The organism is Cognatilysobacter tabacisoli, assembly GCF_003586305.1.
Taxonomy (GTDB): domain Bacteria; phylum Pseudomonadota; class Gammaproteobacteria; order Xanthomonadales; family Xanthomonadaceae; genus Cognatilysobacter_A; species Cognatilysobacter_A tabacisoli.
In genome coordinates this window covers 1,366,486-1,389,827 of sequence record NZ_QXJI01000001.1, presented here as the reverse complement: position 1 = coordinate 1,389,827, position 23,342 = coordinate 1,366,486, and the positions used below count along the sequence as shown (strand labels likewise).

The 23,342-nt window shown below is 72.9% G+C and carries 19 protein-coding genes and 1 tRNA gene; 8 read left to right on the top strand and 12 right to left on the bottom strand.

Features of this window, described 5'->3' with window-relative positions:
- Positions 1 to 150: 150 nt before the first annotated feature.
- From D3A60_RS10990 to D3A60_RS10955, 8 genes are all read right to left on the bottom strand, one after another.
- Positions 151 to 1,941 (bottom strand): acyl-CoA dehydrogenase C-terminal domain-containing protein, encoded by a 1,791-nt coding sequence (locus tag D3A60_RS10990; protein ID WP_119718697.1) that lies wholly within the window; start codon positions 1,939 to 1,941, stop codon positions 151 to 153.
- A gap of 39 nt (positions 1,942 to 1,980) precedes the next feature.
- The gene (locus D3A60_RS10985) at positions 1,981 to 2,454 is read right to left on the bottom strand and encodes an LEA/WHy family protein (protein ID WP_119718696.1); all 474 of its coding nucleotides are present in this window, start codon (positions 2,452 to 2,454) and stop codon (positions 1,981 to 1,983) included.
- A gap of 186 nt (positions 2,455 to 2,640) precedes the next feature.
- On the bottom strand, positions 2,641 to 5,112 hold the full coding sequence (locus D3A60_RS10980) for a S8 family serine peptidase (RefSeq protein ID WP_196778711.1): 2,472 nt from the start codon (positions 5,110 to 5,112) through the stop codon (positions 2,641 to 2,643).
- 142 nt (positions 5,113 to 5,254) lie between these two features.
- Positions 5,255 to 5,905 (bottom strand): response regulator, encoded by a 651-nt coding sequence (locus D3A60_RS10975; RefSeq protein WP_119718694.1) that lies wholly within the window; start codon positions 5,903 to 5,905, stop codon positions 5,255 to 5,257.
- A gap of 21 nt (positions 5,906 to 5,926) precedes the next feature.
- Positions 5,927 to 6,637: a sensor histidine kinase gene (locus tag D3A60_RS10970; protein ID WP_119718693.1), complete on the bottom strand. Its 711-nt coding sequence runs from the start codon at positions 6,635 to 6,637 to the stop codon at positions 5,927 to 5,929.
- 3 nt (positions 6,638 to 6,640) lie between these two features.
- Entirely contained in the window at positions 6,641 to 9,928 is a 3,288-nt protein-coding gene (locus D3A60_RS10965; RefSeq protein WP_119718692.1) for a serine/threonine-protein kinase, read from the bottom strand.
- Complete coding sequence (locus tag D3A60_RS10960; RefSeq protein WP_119718691.1) at positions 9,925 to 10,812, bottom strand: GAF domain-containing protein; 888 nt, start codon at positions 10,810 to 10,812, stop codon at positions 9,925 to 9,927. Before D3A60_RS10960 ends, D3A60_RS10965 begins: the two co-directional genes overlap by 4 nt.
- A 54-nt stretch (positions 10,813 to 10,866) precedes the next feature.
- A complete protein-coding gene (locus D3A60_RS10955) occupies positions 10,867 to 11,706 on the bottom strand; it encodes a DUF6689 family protein (RefSeq protein WP_119718690.1) in 840 nt (279 codons plus the stop codon).
- A 354-nt stretch (positions 11,707 to 12,060) separates the two neighbouring features.
- Here D3A60_RS10955 and D3A60_RS10950 point away from each other — a divergent pair, with 354 nt between their 5' ends.
- From D3A60_RS10950 to D3A60_RS10940, 3 genes are all read left to right on the top strand, one after another.
- Positions 12,061 to 14,559, top strand: a complete 2,499-nt coding sequence (locus D3A60_RS10950) for a S8 family serine peptidase (RefSeq protein WP_196778710.1) — start codon at positions 12,061 to 12,063, stop codon at positions 14,557 to 14,559.
- A gap of 230 nt (positions 14,560 to 14,789) precedes the next feature.
- A tRNA-Phe gene (locus D3A60_RS10945) sits at positions 14,790 to 14,865 on the top strand.
- Positions 14,866 to 15,055: 190 nt separating this feature from the next.
- On the top strand, positions 15,056 to 15,502 hold the full coding sequence (locus D3A60_RS10940) for a DUF6491 family protein (RefSeq protein WP_119718689.1): 447 nt from the start codon (positions 15,056 to 15,058) through the stop codon (positions 15,500 to 15,502).
- Positions 15,503 to 15,532: 30 nt separating this feature from the next.
- On the opposite strand, the gene D3A60_RS10935 is transcribed toward D3A60_RS10940, so the two are convergent.
- From D3A60_RS10935 to ftsY, 4 genes are read right to left on the bottom strand one after another with little or no spacing between them, the layout of a single operon-like run.
- Positions 15,533 to 15,805 (bottom strand): oxidative damage protection protein, encoded by a 273-nt coding sequence (locus tag D3A60_RS10935; RefSeq protein WP_119718688.1) that lies wholly within the window; start codon positions 15,803 to 15,805, stop codon positions 15,533 to 15,535.
- A gap of 4 nt (positions 15,806 to 15,809) precedes the next feature.
- On the bottom strand, positions 15,810 to 16,913 hold the full coding sequence (gene mutY, locus D3A60_RS10930; protein WP_119718687.1) for an A/G-specific adenine glycosylase: 1,104 nt from the start codon (positions 16,911 to 16,913) through the stop codon (positions 15,810 to 15,812).
- Positions 16,910 to 18,184 carry an AsmA family protein gene (locus tag D3A60_RS10925; RefSeq protein ID WP_119718686.1) on the bottom strand — a complete coding sequence of 425 codons (1,275 nt, stop codon included), beginning with the start codon at positions 18,182 to 18,184 and terminating at the stop codon, positions 16,910 to 16,912. Before D3A60_RS10925 ends, mutY begins: the two co-directional genes overlap by 4 nt.
- A gap of 14 nt (positions 18,185 to 18,198) precedes the next feature.
- Positions 18,199 to 19,446, bottom strand: a complete 1,248-nt coding sequence (gene ftsY, locus D3A60_RS10920; RefSeq protein WP_119718685.1) for a signal recognition particle-docking protein FtsY — start codon at positions 19,444 to 19,446, stop codon at positions 18,199 to 18,201.
- 64 nt (positions 19,447 to 19,510) lie between these two features.
- Between ftsY and rsmD the strand changes: the two genes are divergently transcribed.
- The 5 genes from rsmD to ggt are packed head-to-tail and all read left to right on the top strand — an operon-like array spanning position 19,511 to position 23,285.
- A complete protein-coding gene (gene rsmD, locus D3A60_RS10915) occupies positions 19,511 to 20,206 on the top strand; it encodes a 16S rRNA (guanine(966)-N(2))-methyltransferase RsmD (protein ID WP_119718684.1) in 696 nt (231 codons plus the stop codon).
- Positions 20,203 to 20,706, top strand: coding sequence for a pantetheine-phosphate adenylyltransferase (coaD, locus tag D3A60_RS10910; RefSeq protein WP_119718683.1), 504 nt, complete (start codon positions 20,203 to 20,205; stop codon positions 20,704 to 20,706). Before rsmD ends, coaD begins: the two co-directional genes overlap by 4 nt.
- A 48-nt stretch (positions 20,707 to 20,754) precedes the next feature.
- Positions 20,755 to 21,249, top strand: coding sequence for a hypothetical protein (locus D3A60_RS10905; protein ID WP_119718682.1), 495 nt, complete (start codon positions 20,755 to 20,757; stop codon positions 21,247 to 21,249).
- A gap of 45 nt (positions 21,250 to 21,294) precedes the next feature.
- A complete protein-coding gene (locus D3A60_RS10900; RefSeq protein WP_119718681.1) occupies positions 21,295 to 21,549 on the top strand; it encodes a YfhL family 4Fe-4S dicluster ferredoxin in 255 nt (84 codons plus the stop codon).
- Entirely contained in the window at positions 21,549 to 23,285 is a 1,737-nt protein-coding gene (gene ggt, locus D3A60_RS10895) for a gamma-glutamyltransferase (protein WP_231120472.1), read from the top strand. The genes D3A60_RS10900 and ggt overlap by 1 nt, the downstream gene beginning before the upstream one ends.
- The last annotated feature ends 57 nt before the right edge of the window (positions 23,286 to 23,342 follow it).

Below are 23,342 nucleotides of genomic sequence, written 5' to 3'. Positions count from 1 at the left end.
TTCCGGTTCGGACCAGGCGAAGCTTCGCTCTATCGGTCTCCATCGGGAAAGCAGCTTATACCCGTTCGATGACCGTTTGCACGCGGCAGGCGCGAGGGGCGGGCGTCGCGACCGTGGGCGAGGTCGCGACGCCGCAGGCGGGACGGTCGGTCAGGCGTCGAAGGCCCCGGACGGCAGCGTCATCAGCGTCGACGCGCTGGCGGCGATCGCGTCGGCATGCGCGCCGGCGCGCGGCAGCAGCCGGGCGAAGTAGAAGCGCGCGGTTTCGCGCTTGCCGGCCTTGAAGTCCGCCGACTGCGAGGAGGCCTCGCTCGCCGCGACGCTGCGCGCCCACCAGTACGCCAGCACCACGTAGCCGGAGTACATCAGGTAGTCGTGCGCGGCGGCGCCGAGCTCGTCCGGATCGGCCGAGGCGCGCTGCACGATGTCGCGGGTCAGGGCTTGCCACTGACTGGCGCGCTCCCGCAGCGGACCGATGAACTCGGCGACGCTGGCGTCGTCGGCGTGCTCGCGGCAGAAGTCGTCGACCATCGCCAGGAACGCCTTGAGGCCCGCGCCCTGCAGCTGCATCACCTTGCGGCCGAGCAGGTCGAGCGCCTGGATGCCGGTGGTGCCTTCGTACAGCGTGGTGATGCGCGCGTCGCGCGCCAGCTGCTCCATGCCCCACTCGGCGATGTAGCCGTGGCCGCCGAAGCACTGCAGCGCGTGGTAAGTGCACTCGACCGACCACTCGGTCAGGCAGGCCTTGACGATAGGGGTCAGGAAGCCGACCAGCGCGTCAGCGCGCTCGCGCTCGGCCGCGTCGGGCGAGGCCTGGGCGATGTCGAGCTGGACGCCGGCGTGGTAGCCCATGACGCGGCCGCCTTCGACCAGCGCCTTGCAGGTCAGCAGCATGCGGCGCACGTCGGGGTGCACGATGATCGGATCGGCCGGCTTCTGCGGCTCGGTTGCGCCCGAGAGCGCGCGGCCCTGCAAACGATCGCGCGCACAGCGCAGCGCGTTCTGCAGCGCGCGGTCGGACAGCCCGAGCCCCTGCAGGCCGACGCCGAGGCGTGCCGAGTTCATCATGGTGAACATCGCCATCAGCCCCTTGTGCGGCTGGCCGACGAGGTAGGCCTGCGCGCCGTCGAAGTTCATGACGCACGTGGCCGAGCCGTGGATGCCCATCTTGTGCTCGAGGCTGCCGCAGCGCAGCGCATTGCGCTGACCGACCGCGCCGTCGCGCGCGACCTGGAACTTGGGCACGACGAACAGCGAGATGCCGCGGCTGCCGGCGGGCGCGTCGGGCAGGCGCGCGAGCACCAGGTGCACGATGTTCTCGGTCAGGTCGTGCTCGCCGGCGGTGATGAAGATCTTGGTGCCGTGGATCGAGTAGGTGCCGTCGGACTGCGGCTCGGCGCGCGTCTTCAGCAGGCCCAGGTCGCTGCCGCAGTGCGGCTCGGTCAGGCACATCGTGCCGGTCCAGCGGCCGTCGACCAGCGGCTTGAGGAACACCTCGCGCTGCCAGTCCTCGCCGTGGTGCAGCAGCGCTTCGGTGGCGCCGTGCGACAGCAGCGGGAAGTTGCCCCACGCCAGGTTCGCCGCGTCGATCATTTCCTTCAGCGGGAAGCCGACCGTGTGCGGCATCGCCTGGCCGCCGAATTCGACCGGCGAGGTCAGGCTCGGCCACCCGCCGTCGACGAACTGCGCGTACGCGGCCTTGAAGCCGGTCGGCGTGGTCACGTCGCCGGTGGCGCGGTCGAGCGTGCAGCCTTCGCGGTCGCCGGTCGCATTGAGCGGGGCGAGCACGGTCTCGGTGAAGCGCGCGGCCTCGTCGAGCACGGCGTCGAGCACGTCGCGGGTCGCGTCGGCGAAGCCGAGCCGCGCGAACTCCGCCTCGGCGCCGATCACGTCGAACAGGGCAAAACGGATGTCGGCCAGCGGCGCCTTGTACGTGCTCATGCAGGGTTTCCGGAAGCGGGAGGGGTGGGGAAGGTGGGATCAGCGCAGCACGCCGGGCAGGCCGGGCGCCGGACTCAGCGCGCTGATGCGCTTGATCTCGAAGCTGCGCTGGCTGCGCTCGTCGGGCGTGGCGTCGACCTTGCCGGTCAGCGCATACGCGAGGCTCTTGCCGCCCGACAGCGCGTCGGCGACCGCGAGCTTGGCGCCGGCGGATGGCTGCAGCGCCAGCGTGATCACGTCGGCCGACTCCGGCCCGATGGTCACGCCCGGCTGCGCGCGCAGGGTGCCGGCCGCCTGGTCGGCGACGGCGACGGCGATGTCGACCGCGTCGAACCGCATCGGCACGCTGCTGAAGTTCTCGAGGCGCAGCTCGACCGACCAGCTGCCGTTGGGCTGCACCGTGAGCTGCTGGATCCGCGCGGCCGGCTCGGAAACGCGGCGCACCGGGCCGCTGCCGCACGCGGCGAGCAGCGCGATCATCGCGATCGACAGCAACCACTGCATCGGTTTCATCGGACGGCTCCGCGGTGTCTGGCGTTGGGAAACGCGAGGATACACCGGCGTACGTTTCGCTCGCCGAGCGCGGATGCAGCAGTGGCGCGGAGCCGCGCAAAAGAAGAGCCCGCCGTCGGGGAACGGCGGGCTCCGGGTGTCGCGGGTCGAGGGGAGCGACCCGGCAACGGGGACGGCGTCGGGCGTTTACTTCACCACGTTGAGCAGTCGGGTCGCGGCCGCCGCGTAGGCGCCGCGGGTGACCTGCACGCTCGGGTCGAAGTACGCGCGCAGCACCGGCTGCAGGTCGAACGGGCCCTGGGTCACAGTGAAGCGGGCGTTGATCAGGCCCTGGTCGAGCGCCAGCTGCACGTAGCCGCGCAGGCTGGCCGGGATTGCTGCCGCGTCCTCGATCGCAACGCGCTTGCCGTCGGCCAGCACCGTCAGCGGGCCGCTGAACGCCTGGGCCTGCGCCTGCAGCCCCATCGACTGCACCAGCGAGTAGGCGAGGCTGACGCGGGTGACCTTGTCGTCGGGGCGGAACGCGCCGTCGAGCAGGCCGATCACGCCGTCGTCGCGGTAGCCCAGGTTGCGCAGCGCCGCGCCGCGGGCGACCGACGACTCGACGAACGGATACAGCGGATTCGCCAGCCCCACGTCGGTGGTCGAGGCCGCGCCGCCGGGCAGCGACTGGCGGATGCCCGCGCCGCCGACCAGGTACTGCGCCAGCTCGCCGCGGGTCAGCGCGTTGTCGGGGCGGAACGTGCCGTCGGCGTAGCCGTCGACCAGGCGATTGCCGACCGCGAACTCAACGAACGGCCGCGCCGGATTGCCGGCGATGTCCGACAGTCCGGTGAAGCCGGCCGTGCGGATCGTCTTGACCGTGACGTCGACCGGGCCCGGCACGCCGTAGCCGTTGGTGACGTTCGCCGGGTCGAGGTCGACGCCGGAGACCGCGCCGACGCCGCGCACCGACACCGTCCACGTGCCGGGCACGCCCGGGGCGGACGCGGCGATGTTCTGGCCGAGCACCGGCAGCGCGATCGACGAGCCGTAGGTCTTGCCGTTCGGATCGGTCAGCACGATCGCGACGGTGTTCTCGCCGACGTTCGCGCGCGCGGTCACCAGCGAGATGTCGTTGCCGACCTCGAACGCGACCGACTCGACCGGGCCGGCCGGGCTGAAGTTGACCGTGTAGTCGTTGCTGCTGCCGACGGCGAGCTGCGCGTTCGCGTTGAACGTGCGGTTGGCGTTGACGGTCGCGCCGAAGCCGGTCGCACCGAGCGACGCCTTCACCGCCGCGTATGCGTTGACGTAGCCGGCGCCGGCTTCCCAGGTCTTCAGGCCCGGCATGTTGGTGGCGGTGTCCTGCAGGATCCGCTTGACCTCGCGCCACGTCATCGACGGGTTGGCCTCCAGCATCAGCGCGACGATGCCGGACACGTGCGGGGCGGCCATCGAGGTGCCGCTGAGCTTGGTGTACATCAGCGCGTTGTTTTCTCCGATCTCGGCGATCTCGCCGTCGATCCCGGCGAAGTAAGTCGGGTCGGCGGTCGACGCGCGCACCGAGTAGATGTCCACGCCCGGCGCGGTCACGGTGGGGCGGTCGACCCACGTCAGCGTTTCGCCGTCGACCACGGCCTGTCCGCCGTTGCCGTCCTCGCCACGCGACGAGAAGCCCGCGAGCCGACCCTGCTTGTCGCCGGCGGCGACGGTGACGACCCACGGCGCCTTCTTGAAGTTGCCGGTGATCGTGCCTTCGCCGGGGCCTGCGTTGCCGGCCGAGAACACCACCACGACGCCGCGGTCGGCGAGTGCCTTGGTCGCGATGTTGGTCGGGTCGTCCGGGTCGAAGTCGGTGCCGACGTCGCCGGTGTTGCCGAACGAGTTCGAGATGACGCGGATGTTGTACTTGAACTGGTTGGTCAGCGCGTAGTCGAACCCGCCGACGGTGTCGAGGATGAACAGCGCCGCGCCGGAGCCGTGGCCGATGATCGACGCGCCCGGGGCGACGCCTTCGAACGCGCCGGCCGGGTCGGACGACTCGCCGGTCGCGCCGATGATGCCGGCCACGTGCGAGCCGTGGCCGCCGCCGATGTCGGTGTTCGGCAGGTTCTCGACGCGGGTGATCGGGCCGATGCCGGTCAGGTTGCGCAGGTTGGCCTGGGCGGCGACGTTCTGCACGACGTGCGAGCCGAACTTGATGTCGGCATGGGTGCCGTCGACGCCGGAGTCGTTGACGACTACGCCGATGCCCTTGCCGGAGTACGGCAGGCCGTTGCGCCGCAGCGACGGGTCCAGCCGCATCGCGTCGACGCCGGTCAGCGCGGTGGCCTCGCGGTTCTCGTACGACAGCGGCGCGTTGTACCAGACCGAGCGGACCTCGCTCATGCCGAGCAGCGCGCGGATCTGGGTAGGCGTGGCGAGCACGCCGGCGATCGGCAGCGAGCTCATCGTGCGGCCGGTCAGGCCGAGCGAGGCGAGCTTGGCCTTCTGCGTGGCCGACAGCGGTCCCTTGCCGTGGAAACTGACGATGACCTCGACCGGCTGCGTCGCCGACAGCGTCGGCAGCATCGATTCGAGGGCGAGGTCGAGGCGGCGGGCCTCGGCGATCATCGGCGAGGCGAGGATCGCGGTGGCCAGCACGCTGGCGTGCAGGCGACGGGACGACAGCAGCATGGACGGCTCCGGGACGGGGATGGCGCTCGATTGCGCCCCGGCAGCGTGGTCCGTGCGGCCCGTGCGTCCCATCCGGGGCTCGCCCCAGTCGCGACGCGGGAAAACCCCCATGCGCCGGCGAATCGCCGGCACGTTCCGCGCGCTAGTCGAGCAGCCCGCGCCGCAGGGCGTAGCGCACCAGCTCGGCGGTGTTGCGCACGCCCAGCTTGTCGATGACGCGCGCGCGGTGGTTCTCGGCGGTCTTGACGCTGATGTCGAGCTTGCGCGCGATCTCCTTGGTCGTCAGGCCCTCGGCGATCAGGTGGAAGACCTCGCGCTCGCGCGCGGTGAGGCTGCCGTACGGGTCGCCGACCTCGCGCTCGGGGTGCTGCATCTGCTCGGCCAGCGCCTTCGACGCCTGCGGGCCGAAGTAGCCGCGGCCCGCGCGCAGGCTGCGCACCGCGGCGAGCAGCTCGGACGCCGCGCTGTCCTTGACCAAGTAGCCCGACGCGCCGACGCGCACCGCCTGCAACACGTACTCGTCCTCCTGGTGCATCGTCAGCACCAGCACGCGCGTGTCGGGCAGCGCCTCCTTGAGCCGGCGCACGACCTCGATGCCATTGAGCCGCGGCATCGAGATGTCGGTGACGACGATGTCGGGGCGGGTCGCGATGGCCTTCTCGACCGTCTCCAGGCCATCGGAGGCCTGCGCGACCACCTGCACGTCGCCGTCCTGCTGCAGCAGGCTCACCAGACTTTCCCGGACCAGCGTGTGGTCGTCGGCGATCAGCACGCGAATCGGTTGGGTCCCCATGCCGCTACGCTGCGCGCGCGGTCACCGGGCGTCAAGCGGCACGACCGCGCGCAGGCGCGTGCCTTCGCCCGGCGCCGAATGCATGTCGAGCCGTCCGTCGTACAGGCGCAGCCGTTCGCGCATCCCGCCGAGTCCGCTGCCGCCCGAGCGCAGCGCCGCGTCGGGATCGCAGCCGCGACCGTCGTCGACCACCTGCAGCTGCAGCAGGCCGGCGCGCGCGACGACGCGCAGCAGCACCTGGCTGGCCTGCGCGTGCTTGGCCGCGTTGTTGAGCGCTTCCTGGGCGACGCGGAACAGCAGCGTCTGCAGGTCGCCGTCGAGCGCAGGCAGCGGTTCGATCTCGACGCCGACCTCGATGCCGGCCGATTCGCCGACGCTGCGCGCGAGCCACCGCAGCGCGGCTTCGAGGCCGAGGTCGTCGAGGATCGGCGGGCGCAGCAGCCGGGACAGCTCGCGCGTGTCCTCGAGCGTGTCGGCGCACAGCTGTACCGCCGCGGCCAGGCCGCTGCGCACGTCGGGGTCGTCGGTCGCTTCGCCCAGCTGCGACAGCCGGTGCTTCAGCGCGGTGAGGTTCTGGCCGATGCCGTCGTGCAGGTCGCGCGCCAGCCGTCGGCGTTCGTCCTCCTGCACACGCCACACCGCGCGGCCGAGCCGGCGGAACTCGCGCTCGTTGCGCTGCAGCCGATCGAGCAGCGCTTCGTACTCGCGGCGGAGTTCGCGCAGGTCGTCCATCGCCTAGCCCTGCGCCGTCGCGGTGGACGGCGCGGTGGCGCGGTCGAAGCCCGCGCGCAGCGCGTCGGGAACGCGCGCGCGCAGGGCCTGCAGCGACGCGGTCGCGTCGTCGTCCGCGGCGCCGGCCGCGTCCGCGTCGCCGGTGGCGGCCAGCGCGCGCGCGCCGGCGCGGTGGATCGCGTGCGCGTTGAGGTGGGCGCCTCGGCGCAGCAGCGGCTGCGCGGCGCGGTAAAGCGTCACGGCGCGCGCCGCGTCGCCACGGGCGAGCGCGTCGCCCATCGCCAGCTCGGTCCACGCCAGGCGCAGTCCGACGTGGCCGAGGCCGACCGTCGCGGTCTCGAGCGCCGGCGTGCGTTCCCGCTGCAGCGCCACCTGCAGCTGCAGCAGCTGCACGCCGGACGCCTGGGCGTGGCGCTGGGCTTCGTCGAGCGCGGTGCGCCACGCGGCGGTCGCGCCGGTGCGGCGGGCGACTTCCGCGCGCAGCAGCGCATCGATGCCGCGCTGTTCTTCCGACGCCTGCGCCACCGACGGCGCCAGCGCGCGCAGCGCCTCGCCCGCCTGTGCATCCGCATGCGCGGCCAGCAGCGCCTGCACGCGCAGCAGGCCGGCGTCGGCGCGACCGCGCGGGTCGTCGCGCTGCGCGAACAGGGCCTCGGCCTTCCCGGCCTGCGACAGCGCGGCGTCGAGGTTGCCCTGCAGCAGCTCCAGCTCGGCGAGGTTGCGCCGGCTCACCGCGGCCTCCTCGAACATCTGCTGCTGCTCGGCGCTGGCGAGCGAGCGGTCGAGCGCATCGCGCGCCGGCGTCCACTGGCCGCGCGCGATCGCGAGCAGGCCGAGGTTCTGCTGGGTGCGGATGCGGCCCGTGTCGTCGCCGAGTTCGTCGTACGCCTGCGCCGCCTGCACGAGGTACGCCTGCGCGTCGGCGTACGCGCCGAGCTGGAAGTGGGCGAAACCGATGTTGTTGAGCACCTGCGCGGTCCCGGACGGGTCGCCGATCTGCTGCCAGCCCTGCAGCGCGCGGCGGAAGGCCTCCAGAGCCGCGCGGTAGTCGCCGCGCTCCTCGTCGAGCAGGCCCAGCTCGTTCTCGACCGCCGCCAGGCCACCGCGATCGCCCAGCTCGGCATGCAGGGCGCGCGCGCTTTCGAGCGTCGTCGCCGCCTCGTCGTACTGCCCGCGCGTGCTGAGCACGCTGGCGAGGTTGCGCAGGCTGGTGGCGAGGCCGCGGCGGTTGCCGACCGCGCGGCGCAGCTCGACGGCCTTGCGGTACTGCTCCTCGGCGTCGTCGCTCTGGCCGAGGCGGTTGTAGCCGATGCCCAGCGCGTTGACGGTCTCGGCCTCGCCGAAGCGGTTGCCGCTGCGCTTGTACAGCACCAGCGCGCGCACCAGGTGCTCGTCGACCGCGCGCTGCGCCTGGCCCTGAAGGATCGAGAACTTGCCCAGTTCGAACCACGCGCGCGGGTCGTTGGCGTCGCGCTGGGTCAGCGCCTGCAGCCGGGCGATCGCGGCCGGCAGGTCGCCGCCGCCGCCGAGCGCGCGCGCCAGCTGCAGGTCGGCGAACGTGTCGTCCGGCGTGGCCTGCAGCTGGGCGCGCCATTCGGCCGCCGCGGCGGCCGCGTCGCCGTCGAGCATCGCGGTCTGCGCGCGCAGCCGGCGCTGCTGCGCCGGGCTGGCCGACTTCGCCGCGCGCCCGCCGCGCTCCAGCGCGTCGTAGGCGCCGTCCATGTCGCCGACCGCGCCGGCGGCGTCGGCCAGCAGCAGCCAGCCGGCGGCGAAATCCGGAGTCGATTCGACGACCGCTCGGAGCGGGGCGATGGCGTCGGCGGGCGCGTCGCCGCGCACCGCCAGCAGGGCATTGCCGAACCCGTCGAGGCCGGCCTCCGGCACGGTCGGCAGCGCCGGCGGCGGGCGCGACAGCCGCAGCGCCTGCGCGAGCGCCGGCTCGGCGACGACCGCGGCGAGCGCCTGCGCCGGCGTGGACCCGCCTGCACGCGCGGCCTGGGTCGCGCCGGTGCCGCGTACGTCGGCGCTGGCCTCCCAGCCGGAGCCGGCCGGGCGCAGCGTGATGCGCAGCGCACGGTTCGCGCCGGCGATGCGCTGCAGCGCCGCGGCGTCCGGACGGGCGTTGCCGGTCGGATCGAGCTGGCGCAGCGCCTGCAGCGTGCGCTCCTCGTCGACCACCGCGCTGCCGGGCACCGCGCCGATCGTGTCGCGCACGAGCGCAGACCACGCCGCCACGCGCGCGGCCGGGACCGAGTCGGGCGCCTCGACCGGCAGCACCAGCACGCGATCGAGCGGCGCGACGGTGGCGCCGCCGGCGGCCGGCGCCTGCTGCTGCAGGCGCCACCACCCGAATGCGGCGATCGAGGCCAGGGCGACCGCCGCGGCAACCGCCCACGCGCGCGGGCCCGGGCGCCAGTCGCGCGGGACTTCGCGACGATCGATCGCGCGTATCACCGCGTCCGCGCTCTGCAGCCGGTGCGCAGGCTGCGGGCGCAGCAGCCGGTCGACCAGCCGCACCAGCCACGACGGCGTGTCCGGGCGCAGCTTCGACACCGGCGGCGGGCTGCGCAGCATCCGCTGGGCGAGGATCTCGCTGACCGTGCCGCCGGAGAACGGCATCTCGCCGGTCAGCATCTCGTAAGTGATCAGGCCGAGCGCGTACAGGTCGCTGCGCGCGTCGACCGGTTCGCCGCGCGCCTGCTCGGGAGACAGGTAGTCGGGTGTGCCGACGATGGTGCCCGACTGCGTGCGGCCGCTGCCGGCCAGCGAGCGCGCCACGCCGAAGTCGCCGACGTAGGCGTTGCGCTCGCGGTCAAGCAGCACATTGGCCGGCTTGAGGTCGCGGTGGATGACGCCGCGCGCGTGCGCGGCCGACAGCGCCTCGGCCAGCTGGCGGGCGATGCGCGCGGCCTCGTCCGGCGGCAGCGCGCCGTCGCGGTCGATGACGCGGTCCAGCCCCTCGCCGTCGACGAGGTCCATGCTGATCAGCCACTGGTCTTCGTGCTGGGCGAGGTCGTGGATGCGCACGACGCGCGGGCTCGACACCTGCCGCGCCATCAGCAGTTCCTGGCGGAACCGCTCGAACGCGTCGGGGCGCGAGGCGAGTTCGGGCCGCAGCAGCTTGACGGCGACCGGCACGTCGAGCGCGAGGTCGGTGGCCCGGTACACGACGCCCATGCCGCCGATGCCAAGCGTGGCCTCGATCCGGAAACGCCCGGCGAGGACGCTGCCGGGCGCCAGCTGCTGCTGGGCGTAGAGGCCGGTGGCGGTCGGCTGCGCGGGGTCGCTCAACGCAGCGCCCCCGCCGGCGCCGGCGCCGCGGCGGCGGCCGCCACGATGGTGCTCCAGCGCGGGGCGGCGTCGAGCCGCGTCAGCGCGCGGCGGGCCAGGAGCCACAGCGTGGCGCTCTCGGCGAAGGCCTGCAGCAGTTCGAGGTCGACCTGGGTGATCGGCTCGCCCGCGCCGCAGCGGTCGGCGTAGACCGCGCCGACGACGCGTTGGCCGTCCAGCAGCGGCAGGCACACGAGGCTGTGCAGGCCCGAATCGACGACCGACGCGCGACGGGCCAGCCACGCCTCGTCGGCGATGCGGTTGACCACGACCGGCACACGCGTGTCGAGCGCGCGCTGCACGGCGCCGATGCTGCCGGGGAAGTCGCGCCCGCCCGCGACCGCGTCGCGCTCCATGCGTGCGCACACGGCGAAATCGTCGCCGTCGGCCAGCAGCAGGAAGCCGCGCTCGCACCCGGCCAGCTCCACCACCCCGCGCAGCACGTCGTCGAGCAGTTCGTCGAAGTGCGCCTGGGACGCCACCTGCCGCGTCATCGCTTCGGTGCGCGTGCGCCGGTCGCGCTCGCGCTCGCGGATCAGCGCGGCCTGCGCGTCCTCGAACACCGTCAGCTCGCAGTGCGCGTCGCCGAAGCGGAGCCAGCAGTGCGCGTCGAGGCGCGAGTCCTGGACGGCGATGCCGTCGGCGAAGCTGCCGTTCTTGCTGCCCAGGTCGCGCAGGCGCCAGCCGTCGTCGAAGTAGAACTCGGCGTGCGCGCGCGACACCGAACCGTGGTCGATCACCAGCCCGCAGTCGTGGCCGCGACCGATGCGCAGCCGCTCCGCCGGCGTGACCCAGCGGGTCACGGCGGCGGCATCGGGCGGGTACGCGGTCAGCCGGGCCTGCATGGCCGCATCTTAAACGCGACCGCAGGCCGGCGGACTGCGGGGGTCAGGCTCGGCTTACTGGCCGAAGTCCCGCAGGTACGCAACGCTGAAGCGCAGCGTCGCGGCCCCGGCGATCAGCTCGCCGGCGAGGTTGTCGGCGTCGCGCGTGGCGCGCCACTCGTTGGCGAAGAACATCCCGCCACGCGATTCGGCGCGGGCGCGGATCGTGTCGATCGACGACAGCGCGGAGGCGTAGTCGGCCGCGGCGATCGCCGATTCGGCCTGGTCGAGCTGGGCGGTGAACGCACCGCGCTCGCTCAGCGGCAGCGCCGCGATCAGGCCGCGCAGCGCGGTGATCTTGGTCGCGATGACGCTCGACGTGGAACGCACGTCGGCCACCACCAGGAACTGCGAGAAACCGCCGTAGGTGCCGCGGGCGCGCACGCTGCCCTGCGCGATCTCGTCGGTGATGTCGCGGAACGGCCCGCCGACCGGTGCCTTGAACAGGCGGAACGAACTGCCGAGGGAATAGGTGAGCGCGTGGGTGTGGATCTCGATCCGGCCCGAATCGCGGAATCGCAGCCCGCCGAGCGCCGGCGGTTCGATCGTCAGCAGCAGCGGAAACGTGCCGTTGAGCTGGATCAGGCTGACGTCGGGCAGGCGGGCGAGCAGGGCGGGGTCGGTCAGGCTGACCAGCTCCGCACTGACGCCGAGCGACGACGCGCTGAGGTTGCTGGCGTCCTCGAACTTCAGCGTGACATCGGCCAGCGGGGCGGACGGGCTGCCGATGACGACGGTGGCCTGGTTGCCGCTGGCGGTGACGTTGACCGGCAGCGACTGGGCGGAAGCCGCGCCGAACGCAAGCGCCAGCGCCGCGGCCACGAGCAGCCTCGATACGAGGGACGAACGGATCATCTGCAGCGCTCCCGGGTCTAACGACCCCATGATGGTGGGGATCCTTCCGGTACGCAGCCGTTGGGACGGAGGCGTCGGGCGCCAGTCCAGGGTCGGCGCCATGACGCGGACCTTAGCGGTTCAGGTGTCATGAGTCAGTAGGGAATTTCCCCCACCGCACCGTTTTCGCCGAACAGCGGTTCAGGTGCCGGTATGAATGCGCCCGGCCGGCGTCGACGCAGGGGCAGGCCCCGCGCGTTCGGCGCTGGGGGAATTCCCCCGGCGCCGGTGGGGGCAAGCCCCGATGCCGCGGGCGCGGGAGGGGGAGAAGACTAGGGTCACGCCCATTCCGGGTGACCTCGGAGACCTGCCACCATGCCGTCCCCTGCCGCTCCCATCGCCCGGCGTCGTGCCTTCCGCGTCTGCGCCATCGCCGCCGGCCTGCTCGCCAGCGGCGTCGCCCTGGCCGACGCCCAGCTCGACCCGCAGCTGCTGCAGCGCATGGAGCGCGCCCTCCCGACCGACGAGCTCCAGGTCGTCGTCAGCTACAAGCAGTCCACCCCGGTCAGCGCGGCCCAGGTGGCGACGCTGCAGTCGCTCGGCATCGCCAAGGGAGTGACGATGCGGACCCTGCCGATTGCCGGCGCGCTCGCGACGCCGGCCGAGATCCGCGCGCTGGCCAAGCGCGACGACGTGGCCTCGATCTACTTCAACGCGCCGCTGCGCTACTTCAACAAGGAGCAGCGCGAGATCTCCGGCGCCGCCCGCGCCGTCGACAATCCGGCTGACTACGGCCGCGCGATCCCGTACAGCGGCTTCGGCGTGACCGTGCTGGTCAACGACTCCGGCATCGACGCGACCCACCCGGACCTGAAGTTCGGCGAGCACGTGGTGCAGAACGTGCTGGCGCCGCAGAACATCCTCGCCGAGGTCACCGGCATCGTCCCGTACACCCAGATCGAAGGCGTGCTCAACACCGACCTGGGCTCCGGACACGGCACCCACTGCGCCGGCACCGTCGGCGGCACCGGCCAGGCGTCGCAGGGCAAGTACCGCGGCGTCGCGCCGGGTGCGGACATCATCGGTTACGGCTCCGGCGGCGTGCTGCTGATCCTCGACGCGGTCGGCGGCCTCGACTACGCCGCGACCAACCAGTTCACGTACCGCAGCCCGGTCCGCGTCACCAGCAACTCGTGGGGCACGAGCGGGCCGTTCGACCCGCTGAACCCGGTCAACATCTCGACCTACGAGCTGTACAAGCGCGGCATCATCAGCGTGTTCGCCGCCGGCAACGACGGCCCCGGCGAGGACACGCACAACCCCTACGCGCAGGCCCCGTGGGTGGTGTCGGTCGGCGCCGGCGAGAAGGACGGCGTGCTGACCTCGTTCTCCTCGCGCGGCAAGCGCGGCGAGTCCGGCACGTTCACGATGCCCGACGGCAAGACCTGGACGTACTTCAACGAGCCGACCATCGTCGCCACCGGCGTCGACATCATCTCGACCCGCGCCCCGACCGGCGCGCTGCCGGCGCTCGGCGTGCAGCAGGATGCGACGCTCGACCCGGCCGCGTTCCCGTACTACACGTACAGCAGCGGCACCTCGATGGCGACGCCGCACGTCGCCGGCGTGCTGGCGCTGATGTTCGAGGCCAACCCGAACCTGACGCCGATGCAGGCCAAGGACATCCTCGAGCGCACCGCCGCCAACATGACCGGCCGGCTCGCGTGGGAGGCCGGCGCCGGCCACCTCAACGCCTACGCCGCGGTCGCCGAGTCGGCCGCCGTGCGGTTCGGCTGGGGCGGCACCGTCAATGCGCTGCGCACCTTCAACAGCAACGCGGTGCTCGCCCCGGGCGGCGCGCCGCTGCCGTTCTCGGTCGACTTCGCGCCGGTCGGCACGCTGCAGGACTTCGTGTTCGAGGTCGGCAGCGACGTGGCCTTCGTCTCGGCCCGCGCGGTGATCGGCGAGAACACCCTGGCCATCTCGCTGATCGATCCGGACGGCAACCGCTACGGGTCGGCGATCGCGCTGCCGGTGCTCGGCGACACGGTCACCACCGGCGCGCCGGGCAAGCCGGGCACGTGGCGGCTGCAGGTGCGCGGCATCGGCTCGGTGTCGGGCACCGACGTCGATCCGCTCAACGTCACCAACGGCTACGGACTGCCGGGCACGGTCACCGGTGAAGTGAGCTTCCTCAACAGCGGCGGCTACACCGGCCTCAACGACGTCGCCAGCCACCCGGCGCGCACCGCGATCGAGTTCGCGGTCGCCAACCGCCTCGTCGACGGCTACTCCGACAAGCAGTTCCGACCGGACCAGAACCTCAAGCGCAGCGAACTGGCGCAGTACCTGGTGATGGGCGCCACCGTCCGCCAGCACCTGCCGTTCAACAACCGCTCGAGCTTCTCGGATCTGGCCGCCGGCGACGCCCGCTACGCGTATGCCGAGGCCGCAGTCGCCACCGGCGGCGCGCTGCGCGACCTGACCCAGGCCACCGACGGCGTCATGGGCACGCTCAACGGCGCGTTCCGCCCGAACGACACCGTCACCCGCGTCAGCCTGGCGTACTCGCTGGTGCAGTCGATGGGCCTGCAGGCCGAAGCGCGCGCCTTCAGCGGCAACCTGACCGTGATGTACGACGGCCGCCGTATCGCGATCGAAGACGCCGCCGCGATTCCTGCCAGCCTGCGGGGCTACGTCCAGCTGGCGCTCGACCGCGGTCTGATCAACGCCCGCTTCGCGGTGGTGCAGGGTCCGTTCGACCTGCAGCCGACGCTGAAGGCGTACTTCGATCCCTCCAAGGCGGTGACCCGCGCCGCGTATGCGGTCGCCGCCGGCCGCTACATGGTCGGCTACCAGGCCGCGGAGGACTGATCACCACGCTCCCTTGATGGGGGGAGCACGGTGTGCGGCCCGGGTTCGCCCGGGCCGCATTTTTTTTGCCGCCGGTACCGTGCCAGCTGTTCGTTGCGGGCGTCGGCGCGAGCGCGCACCGGCGCGGAACGCAGGACGGGTTCGGCCTCGCCGCGCACGCCGCACAAACCGGTTGCCACCCGCCGGCAGCGCCCGTATCATCTCGCCCCTCACACGGTCAGCCGTGCGGCGGCCGGGTAGCTCAGTTGGTAGAGCAGGGGATTGAAAATCCCCGTGTCGGGGGTTCGATTCCCTCCCCGGCCACCATTTGGTGGAACTTGTGAATGTCGAAGGGCTGCGCGCGAGCGCGGCCCTTTTGCTTTTCGGTATGCGGCCTTTGGCGCGCCGGCCACGCGACGGGCGATATCGGCGCTGCACGCGGTCGCGGCCGACTCGCCGCACGGACCGGCCGGGGCGCATGATCCGGGCATCGCCCGCGGGCGTTCCGGAGTCGACGATGAAGCTGCTGCCGTCTGCGGCCACCGCCGCGCTGATTGCCCTGCTTGGCACCGCGTGCGCCACCGATCCGGGCGCGCGCGATGCCGAACGGCTGTCGCTGTACCGGGCCAACGCCGGCGAGCCGGTGCCGAGCTTCCGCTACTTCGGCCGCCTCAGCGGCTGGACGCCGCTCGGCGCCGATGCCATCGCCTTGTGGACGCGGCCGGGCACGGCGTACCTGCTCGAGTTCCGCGGCAGCTGTCCCGACATCGAGTACGCCAGCGCGATCCAGGTCACCCACCAGTTCAGCACCGTGTACGCACGATTCGATCGGGTGGTGCCGCTCGGTCATACGCAGCCGACGATCCCGTGCTACATCGGAACGATCCGGCCGCTGGACGTCGGCGCGATCCGCGATGCCGAGCGCGCCCGCCGCGAAAACGTCGATACCGCCGAGCGCGACTAGCACGGGCGGGCGGCCACGACGCCCGCGCTGCTATTCGGCCGGCGCGACGTAGCCGGCGGGCTTGTCCGCGCCGCCGCCGAACAGGAACTTTTCCATCTCCGCCTCGAGGAACGCGCGGTGCTTGGGGTCCATCGGCGAGAGGCGGTTCTCGTTGATCAGCATCGTCTGGTGCGCGAGCCACGCGGCCCATGCGCCCTTGCCGATGTGGGCGAACACGCGCTTGCCGAGCTCGCCGGGCCACGGGACGAAATCGAGCCCGTCGGTGTCGCGGTGTTCGTACTGGCAGTGGACGGTGCGCGGCATGGGCTCAGCTCGACGTGGGTGGCTCGATCGGCGCCGACTCGAGCAGCTTGCGGATCGGGGCGGGAATGCCGTGCGACACCAGCGCGTCGCGCGCCACCCAGCGCAGGCCGGCATTGTCGCCGATGCGCGCGCGCAGGGTGACGCCGCCGATCCGCAGCGGCTGCAGTCGCAGCTTGTAGTGGCTGAAGGCGTGGTCGATCGCCGGCAGCGATATCGCTTCGTCGAACGCGCCGTCCGCGTGCCGGTGGAACCACGCGTGGGCGCCGGCGAAATCGTCGGCCTGCGGCAGCGTCCACAGCCCCGCCCAGATGCCGCTCGGCGGGCGCTGTTCGAGCAGAACGCCGCCTGCATCGTTCTCCAGCCACAGCACGTGCGCGTGCTTCTGCGGCGGCGTCTTGCCCGGCCGCGCGGTCGGTAGTTCGGCGGTGCGGCCGTCGATGCGCGCCGCGCAGTCGGCCTGCAGCGGGCACAGCACGCAGGCCGGGTTCGAGCGTGTGCACAGAGTCGCGCCGAGGTCCATCTGCGCCTGGGTGTAGTCGGCGATGCGATCGTGCGCCAGGCGAGCGCTGGCGACGTGGCGCTCGGCCAGCGCCCAGAGCCGGCGCTCGACCGCCGGGAGGCCCGGGTAGCCTTCGATGCCGTGGTAGCGGCTCAGCACGCGCTTGACGTTGCCGTCGAGGATCGCGTGGCGGTCGTTCCACGCCTGCGACGCGATCGCCGCGGCGGTGCTGCGGCCGATGCCGGGTAGGGCAGTCAACGCGTCGAGGTCGCGCGGCAGCTCGCCGCCGTGCAGCTCGACGCAGCGGCGCGCCGCGGCGTGCAGGTTGCGGGCGCGGGCGTAGTAGCCCAGCCCGGACCACAGCGCGAGGACCTCGTCGAGCTGCGCCGCCGCGAGCGACGGCAGCGTCGGCAGCGCCGCGACGAAGCGCTGGAAGTACGGCGCTGCGGTGCGCACCTGCGTCTGCTGCAGCATGATCTCCGACAGCCACACGCGGTACGGCGTGCGCGGGTGCTGCCACGGCAGGTCGTGGCGGCCGCTGACGTCGAACCAGGCGAGCAGCCGCGGCGCGAAGTCGTCGGCCGTCGCGTCGCGCGCGCCGTCGCTCATGGCGCCACCGACTCGTCTTCGAAATCGATCTCGATGCCTTCAAGACGCGCGCCGGCGATCTCGAGCGCCGGCGTCGTCAGCCGACCCCGCAGCGGCGGCAGCGGCGTGCCGCCCGGCGCCGCGTCGAGCCAGGCCTGCACCACGGGCAGGCGGAAGCGCGCGTCGAACACCGTCGCGTCGCGCTGCAGGCGCAGGTCGATCGGCGCGGCGAAATCCAGCGCTCCGTCGTAGGCCAGCGCGAACGGCAGCGGCGAGCGCGACTGGCCGATCGGCGCCGGCAGCGCGGGCCATGCCTCGGGCCACGCCGGCAGCGTGCCGTCGACGTCGATGCCCAGCGCGCTGCCGAAGCCGATCGAACCGTATGCGTCGAGGTCGGGCAGGGCGCCGTCGCCGCGCAGCGCCACGCCGGCAGGCGCCAGGGCCAGCGTCCCGTCCGCCAGGCGCAGCGGACCGTGCGCGCCGAAAGCGAACGGCAGCGTCGTGTCCTCGGACTGGTAGGTGCCCGACAGGCCCAGGTGCGCGGGTTGCACCGCCAGCGTCGAACCGACCAGCGACAGCGGGCCGGACAGCGTCAGCGTCGCCGGCACGCGCTGCGGCGGCCGCTCGACGGTGATGCGGCCGCGCGCGGCGACGCCGGTCGGCGCACCCGCCAGCAGCGCGCCGGGACGCGCGATCGCGATCGCCAGGTCGACCGGCACGGCGAGCGGTGCGTCGACGTAGCGCGCCTTAAGGCGCACGCGCGCGGGGCGGTCGGGGTACAGCGCCGGCACGTCGAGGTCGAGCGCGGCGATGCGCCAGTCGCCGCCGTCGATGCGGCCGTCGCGCACGTGCAGCCCGTCGATCAGCGTCGGCATACGCCGTTCGCCGGGCGGACGCTTGGCGAGCCAGCGCTGCATCGCATCGATGTTCAACACCGGCGCGTCGAGTTCGATCCGGCGCACGGTCAGGTCGCGGCCGCGGGCGCGCAGCGTCGCCCACGGCAGCGACACGTGCACGCGATCGGCGGTCAGCAGCGGCGCGGCGCCCGGCTCGCGCGCAACCACGTCGCGCAGCACCAGCATCGGCGTGCCGCGCAGGCGGTATTCGCTGACGCCCGACGCGGTGATCTCCAGACCCAGCGCGGCGCCGGCGCGGTCGAGGATCAGCGCCGACACCTGCGACGGCCGGCTGCCCCACCACGCCGCGAACGCCAGCACCGCCAGTGCGACCGCCAGCGCGATCCAGCGCGGCGCTCGGCGCTTGGCGGGTGCAGCGGCGTCGGCGTCGGGCACGGGCCGGCCGGGCGTCAGGCGCCGAGCGCCTCGGGCAGCAGCGCGTCGACGAACGCCTCGGCGTCGAACACGCGCAGGTCCTCGGGACGCTCGCCGATGCCGGCGTAGCGGATCGGGATGCCGAACTCGCGGGCGAGCGCGAACACGACGCCGCCCTTCGCGGTGCCGTCGAGCTTGGTGACCACCAGTCCGGTCACGCCGACCGCGGCGTGGAACTGGCGCAGCTGGCTCAGCGCGTTCTGGCCGGTGGTGCCGTCGATCACCATCAGCACCTCGTGCGGCGCGGCGGGGTCGACCTTGCCGAGCACGCGGCGGATCTTGCCGAGTTCGGCCATCAGGCCCTGCTGGGTGTGAAGGCGCCCGGCGGTATCGGCGATCAGCACCTGGGTGCCGCGGGCCTTCGCCGCCTGGAGCGCGTCGAACGCGACCGAGGCGGCATCGGCATTCTGCCCCTGGGCGACGACCGGCACGCCGTTGCGGTCGCCCCACGCCTGCAGCTGCGCGACGGCGGCAGCGCGGAAGGTGTCGCCGGCAGCGAGCATCAGCGGCCGCCCCTCGTCCTTGAAGCGCTTGGCCAGCTTGCCGATCGTCGTGGTCTTGCCGACGCCGTTGACGCCGACGGTCAACAGCACGAAGGGCTTGGCCTCGGTGTCGATCTGCAGCGGAATCGCGACCGGCCGCAGCATCGCGACCAGTTCGCCGCGCAGCGACGCGAGCAGCGCATTGGCGTCGGCGAATTCGCGCGCCTTCATCTTCTTGCGCAGGCCTTCGACCAGCTGCGTCGTCGCGGTGACGCCGACGTCGGCGGTCAGCAGCGCGGTCTCGATCTCGTCGAGCAGGTCGTCGTCGAGCTTCGGGTTGCGCGAGAACAGCCCGCCGAGGCTGCGCGCGAATGCGGTGCTGCGCAGCCGCTCGCGCCAGCCGGGCTTCCCGGCCGCGGCGGGCAGGGCTTCGGCGCGGACGGGATCCGGGGTCGCGACCGCGGGCACCGGCGCCGGTGCGTCGAGGCCGGGTTCGACCGACTGCGCGTACGACAGCGACGGCGCCTCCAGGCCGGGTTCGACGTCGAGCGCGGCGGCGATCACTTCCGACGGCACCGGCTCGCTGGCGGCGGCCGACGCGCCGAGGTCGAGCGCGTCGTCGCGGGCAATGCCGTCCCCGGAGCCGGAATCTATGCCGTCCGCTGCCGATGGCGTGGTCGTGTCGGGCGCGGCCGGGGCGCCCGGCGCCTGAGGCTTCTTGCGGCGGAAAAAACTGAGCATCGGGGTAGGTCGGCGAATGCGCGAGAATGGCCGCCATGCTAGCACCGGCCCCTCGGAACCCCTGATGAAACCACCGCCCCGCAAGGGTTCGACGCCGCCATCGTCGCCGCGATCCAGCGCGGCCGGCGGCGGCAACGTGCGGGTCATCGGCGGGCGCTGGCGCGGCACGCGACTGCCGGTCGCGGACCTGCCGGGCCTGCGGCCGACTGCGGACCGGGTGCGCGAGACGCTGTTCAACTGGCTGATGCCGGCGCTGCCTGGCGCGCGGGTGGTCGACCTGTTCGCCGGCACCGGCGCGCTCGGGTTCGAGGCGGTGTCGCGCGGCGCGGCGTCGGCGATGCTCGTCGAGCGCGACGCGGGGCAGGCGGCCCAGCTGCGCGCGACGGCCGCGCGGCTGCAGGGTGGCGAGGCCGTCACCGTCGCGCACGCCGACGCGCTGGCGTGGCTGCGCGCCGCGCCGCCGGGCGCATTCGACCTCGCGTTCGTCGATCCGCCGTTCTCCGGCGGCCTGTGGGACGCGGTGCTGCCGGCGCTGCTGCCGGCGCTGTCGGCCGACGCCTGGCTGTACGTGGAGGGTCCGCTGGAGGCGGCGATCGCGGTCCCCGACGGGTTTGTCCTGCATCGCGAGGGGCGGACGCGGGAGGTGCGCTACGCGCTCTACCGGCGGCGCGGCGCGGCGCCGCCGGCCGCTGCTAAACTCGCGGGCAACCCGGCCGGCGAGGCTGGCCTCGCCCACCCGAACGAACCTGCGAGCGAATGACCGCGGCCCGCCAGCGAATCGCCGTCTACCCCGGCACCTTCGACCCGATCACGAACGGCCACATCGACCTGGTCGACCGGGCCGCGCCGCTGTTCGAGCGGCTGATCATCGGCGTGGCCGAGAGTCCGGGCAAAGGCCCGGCGCTGCCGCTGGACCTGCGCGTGCGGCTGGCCCGCGACGCCGTCGCCCACCACGCCAACGTCGAGGTGCGCGGCTTTTCGGGGCTGCTCGCGCACTTCGCCTCGGAAGTCGGCGCCGGCGTGCTGCTGCGCGGGCTGCGCGCGGTCTCGGACTTCGAGTACGAGTTCCAGCTGGCGAGCATGAACCGCCACCTGATCCCGGACGTCGAAACGCTGTTCCTGACGCCGGCCGAGCAGTACGGCTTCATTTCCTCATCGCTGGTCCGCGAAATCGCTCGCCTCGGAGGCGACGTGTCCGGTTTCGTGCCGCCGGCGGTGGCCTCCGCGCTGCAGGCGGAACGCCAGCGCAACCGCACCTGATCCACCGCTTCACCACTTCACCACTTGCCACGAACCACGGGGACGAACATGAAGACCTTTACCAACCGCCTGCTGCTGATCGCCTGCCTCGTGCTGCCGATGCTGGCCGCGTGCAAGAAGGAAGAAGCGCCGCAGCAGGCCGAAGCCGCGCCGCTGACGGCACCGACCACGCAGGACGAGAGCGCGTGGAGCGCGTATCTGGTCGACGTCGTCAAGCGCAACATGGAAGGCATCAACTCGACGCCGTACCTGTACACGCTGCCGGCCTCGACGGCGGCCGATTTCCAGGGCGCGTACGACCGCCAGCTCGAGAAGGCGCAGGGCGACGTCGGTCGCGGCATCATCGAAGGCAACCTGCTGGCCTTCGGCGGCCCGGAGTCGGCGAAGATGGCCGACCTGGTCGTTGCCGCGTTCTCGAAGGTCGACGCCGCCTCGATGAAGGGCGTGCGCGTGCTGTTCATCGGCGACGCCGCCGACAACGAGCGCGTCAAGGCCGCCGTGACCCCGGCCGGCGTCGACTACCGCTTCATCGAAGCCAAGTAATGCGTCCGCGTGGCCGCCGGGCGACCGGCGGCCACAGGCCCGACGATGTCCCTCAAGATCAACGAGCTGTGCGTCAACTGCGACGTCTGTGAACCGGCCTGCCCGAACCAGGCGATCTCGCAGGGCGAAACCATCTACGTGATCGACCCGGCGCGCTGCACCGAATGCGTCGGGCACTTCGACGAACCGCAGTGCGTGGTCGTCTGCCCGGTCGAGTGCATCGATCCCGACCCGGCCTTCCCCGAATCCAACGAACAGCTGCTGGCCAAGCTGGCCCGCCTGCAGCAGGAGTCCGCCTGATGCGTATCGCGATGCGTGGCGTGGTCGCCGCGGTGCTGTGCCTTGCCTTCGCGACCGCGTCGGCGGCCGACGGTCGCGCGCCCGCCAAGCGCCCTCCCGGGGCGGCGATCGCCAGCGCCCACGCGCTGGCGACCGACGCCGGCTTCGAGGTCCTGCGCGCCGGCGGCAACGCGTTCGACGCCGCGGTTGCGGTGTCGTCGGTGCTGTCGGTGGTCGAGCCGATCAGTTCGGGCCTCGGCGGCGGCGGCTTCTACCTGCTGCACGACGCGCGCAAGGGCCGCGACGTATTCATCGACGCGCGTGAGACCGCGCCCGCCGCGGCGACGGCCGCGTCGTACCTGGACGCCAAGGGCGCGCTCGACCGCGACCGCGCGACCAACGGCCCGTGGGCGGCCGGCATCCCCGGCCTGCCGGCGGCGCTGGTCCACCTGTCCAGGCGCTACGGCAAGCTGCCGCTGAAGGCGACGCTGGCGCCGGCGATCCGCATCGCCCGCGACGGGTTCCCGGTGTACACGCGACTGTCGCGCGGCTACGCGGCGCGGCGCGAGGTCATGGAGCGCTTCCCCGGCACGCGCGCGGTGTTCCTCGCCGACGGCGACCCGCCGCAGGACGGCGAACTGCTGAAGCAGCCCGAGCTGGCCGCCACGCTCGAGCGGCTTGCCGCCAACGGCTTCGACGGCTTCTACCGCGGCGTCACGGCCGAGCGGCTGCTCGCCGGCGTCGCCGCCGAGGGCGGCAAGTGGACCGCGCAGGAGCTGGCCGGCTACGCCGTGCGCGAGCGGGAGCCGCTGCGCTTCGCCTACGACGGCTGGGAAGTCGTCACCGCGCCGCCGCCGTCGTCCGGCGGCATCGCGCTGGCGCAGATGATGCAGGTGCTGGCGCCGTGGGACCTCGCGAAGCTCTCGCCTACCCAGCGCACGCACCTGACCGTCGAGGCGATGCGCCGCGCATTCCGCGACCGCACCTTCTATCTCGGCGATCCGGACTTCGTCGACGTGCCCGTCGAGACGCTGGCGCACCCGGCCTACGCCGCCGGCCTGCGCGCGTCGATCAATCCCGACAAGGCGACGCCGAGCGAACTGCTGTCGGGCGCGCCGACGCCGCTCGAGGACGAGGACACGACCCACTTCTCGATCATCGATGCCGACGGCAACCGCGTCGCCGGCACGCAGACGGTCAACCTGCTGTTCGGTTCGGGCCTGATCCCGCCCGGCACCGGCGTGCTGCTGAACAACGAGATGGACGACTTCGCGCTGAAGGCCGGCACGCCCAACGCGTTCGGCGTGATGGGCTACGACGCGAACGCGCCGGCGCCGGGCAAGCGCATGCTCAGCTCGATGACGCCGACGTTCATGGTCTCGCCCGGGCGCGTCGCCGTGCTCGGCACGCCCGGCGGCAGCCGGATCATCACGATGGTGCTGCTCGGCGCGCTCGGCTACGCCGACGGGCTCGACGCGCAGGCGGTCGCCGCCTTGCCGCGCTTCCACCACCAGTGGCAGCCGGACGCGATCTCGATCGAGCGCGGCGCGCTCGCGCCGGACGTCATCGCCGCGCTGCGCGCGATGGGCCACACGGTCAACGAGCCGAAGGAAGCCGCCAACGGACAGCGCTCCAGCGACACCTGGGGCAACCTGCAGACGGTCGAGTGGGACCGCGCGACCAACACGCTGCACGGCGGTGCCGACCCGCGCAATCCGGTCGGCAAGGCGCGGGTCGAGGCGCGCGCCGCCCGCTGAGGCACGCGCCGCGGCGCGCGGATGAATGCGCCACGCCGGCGCGTCGAGGTTTCCCTG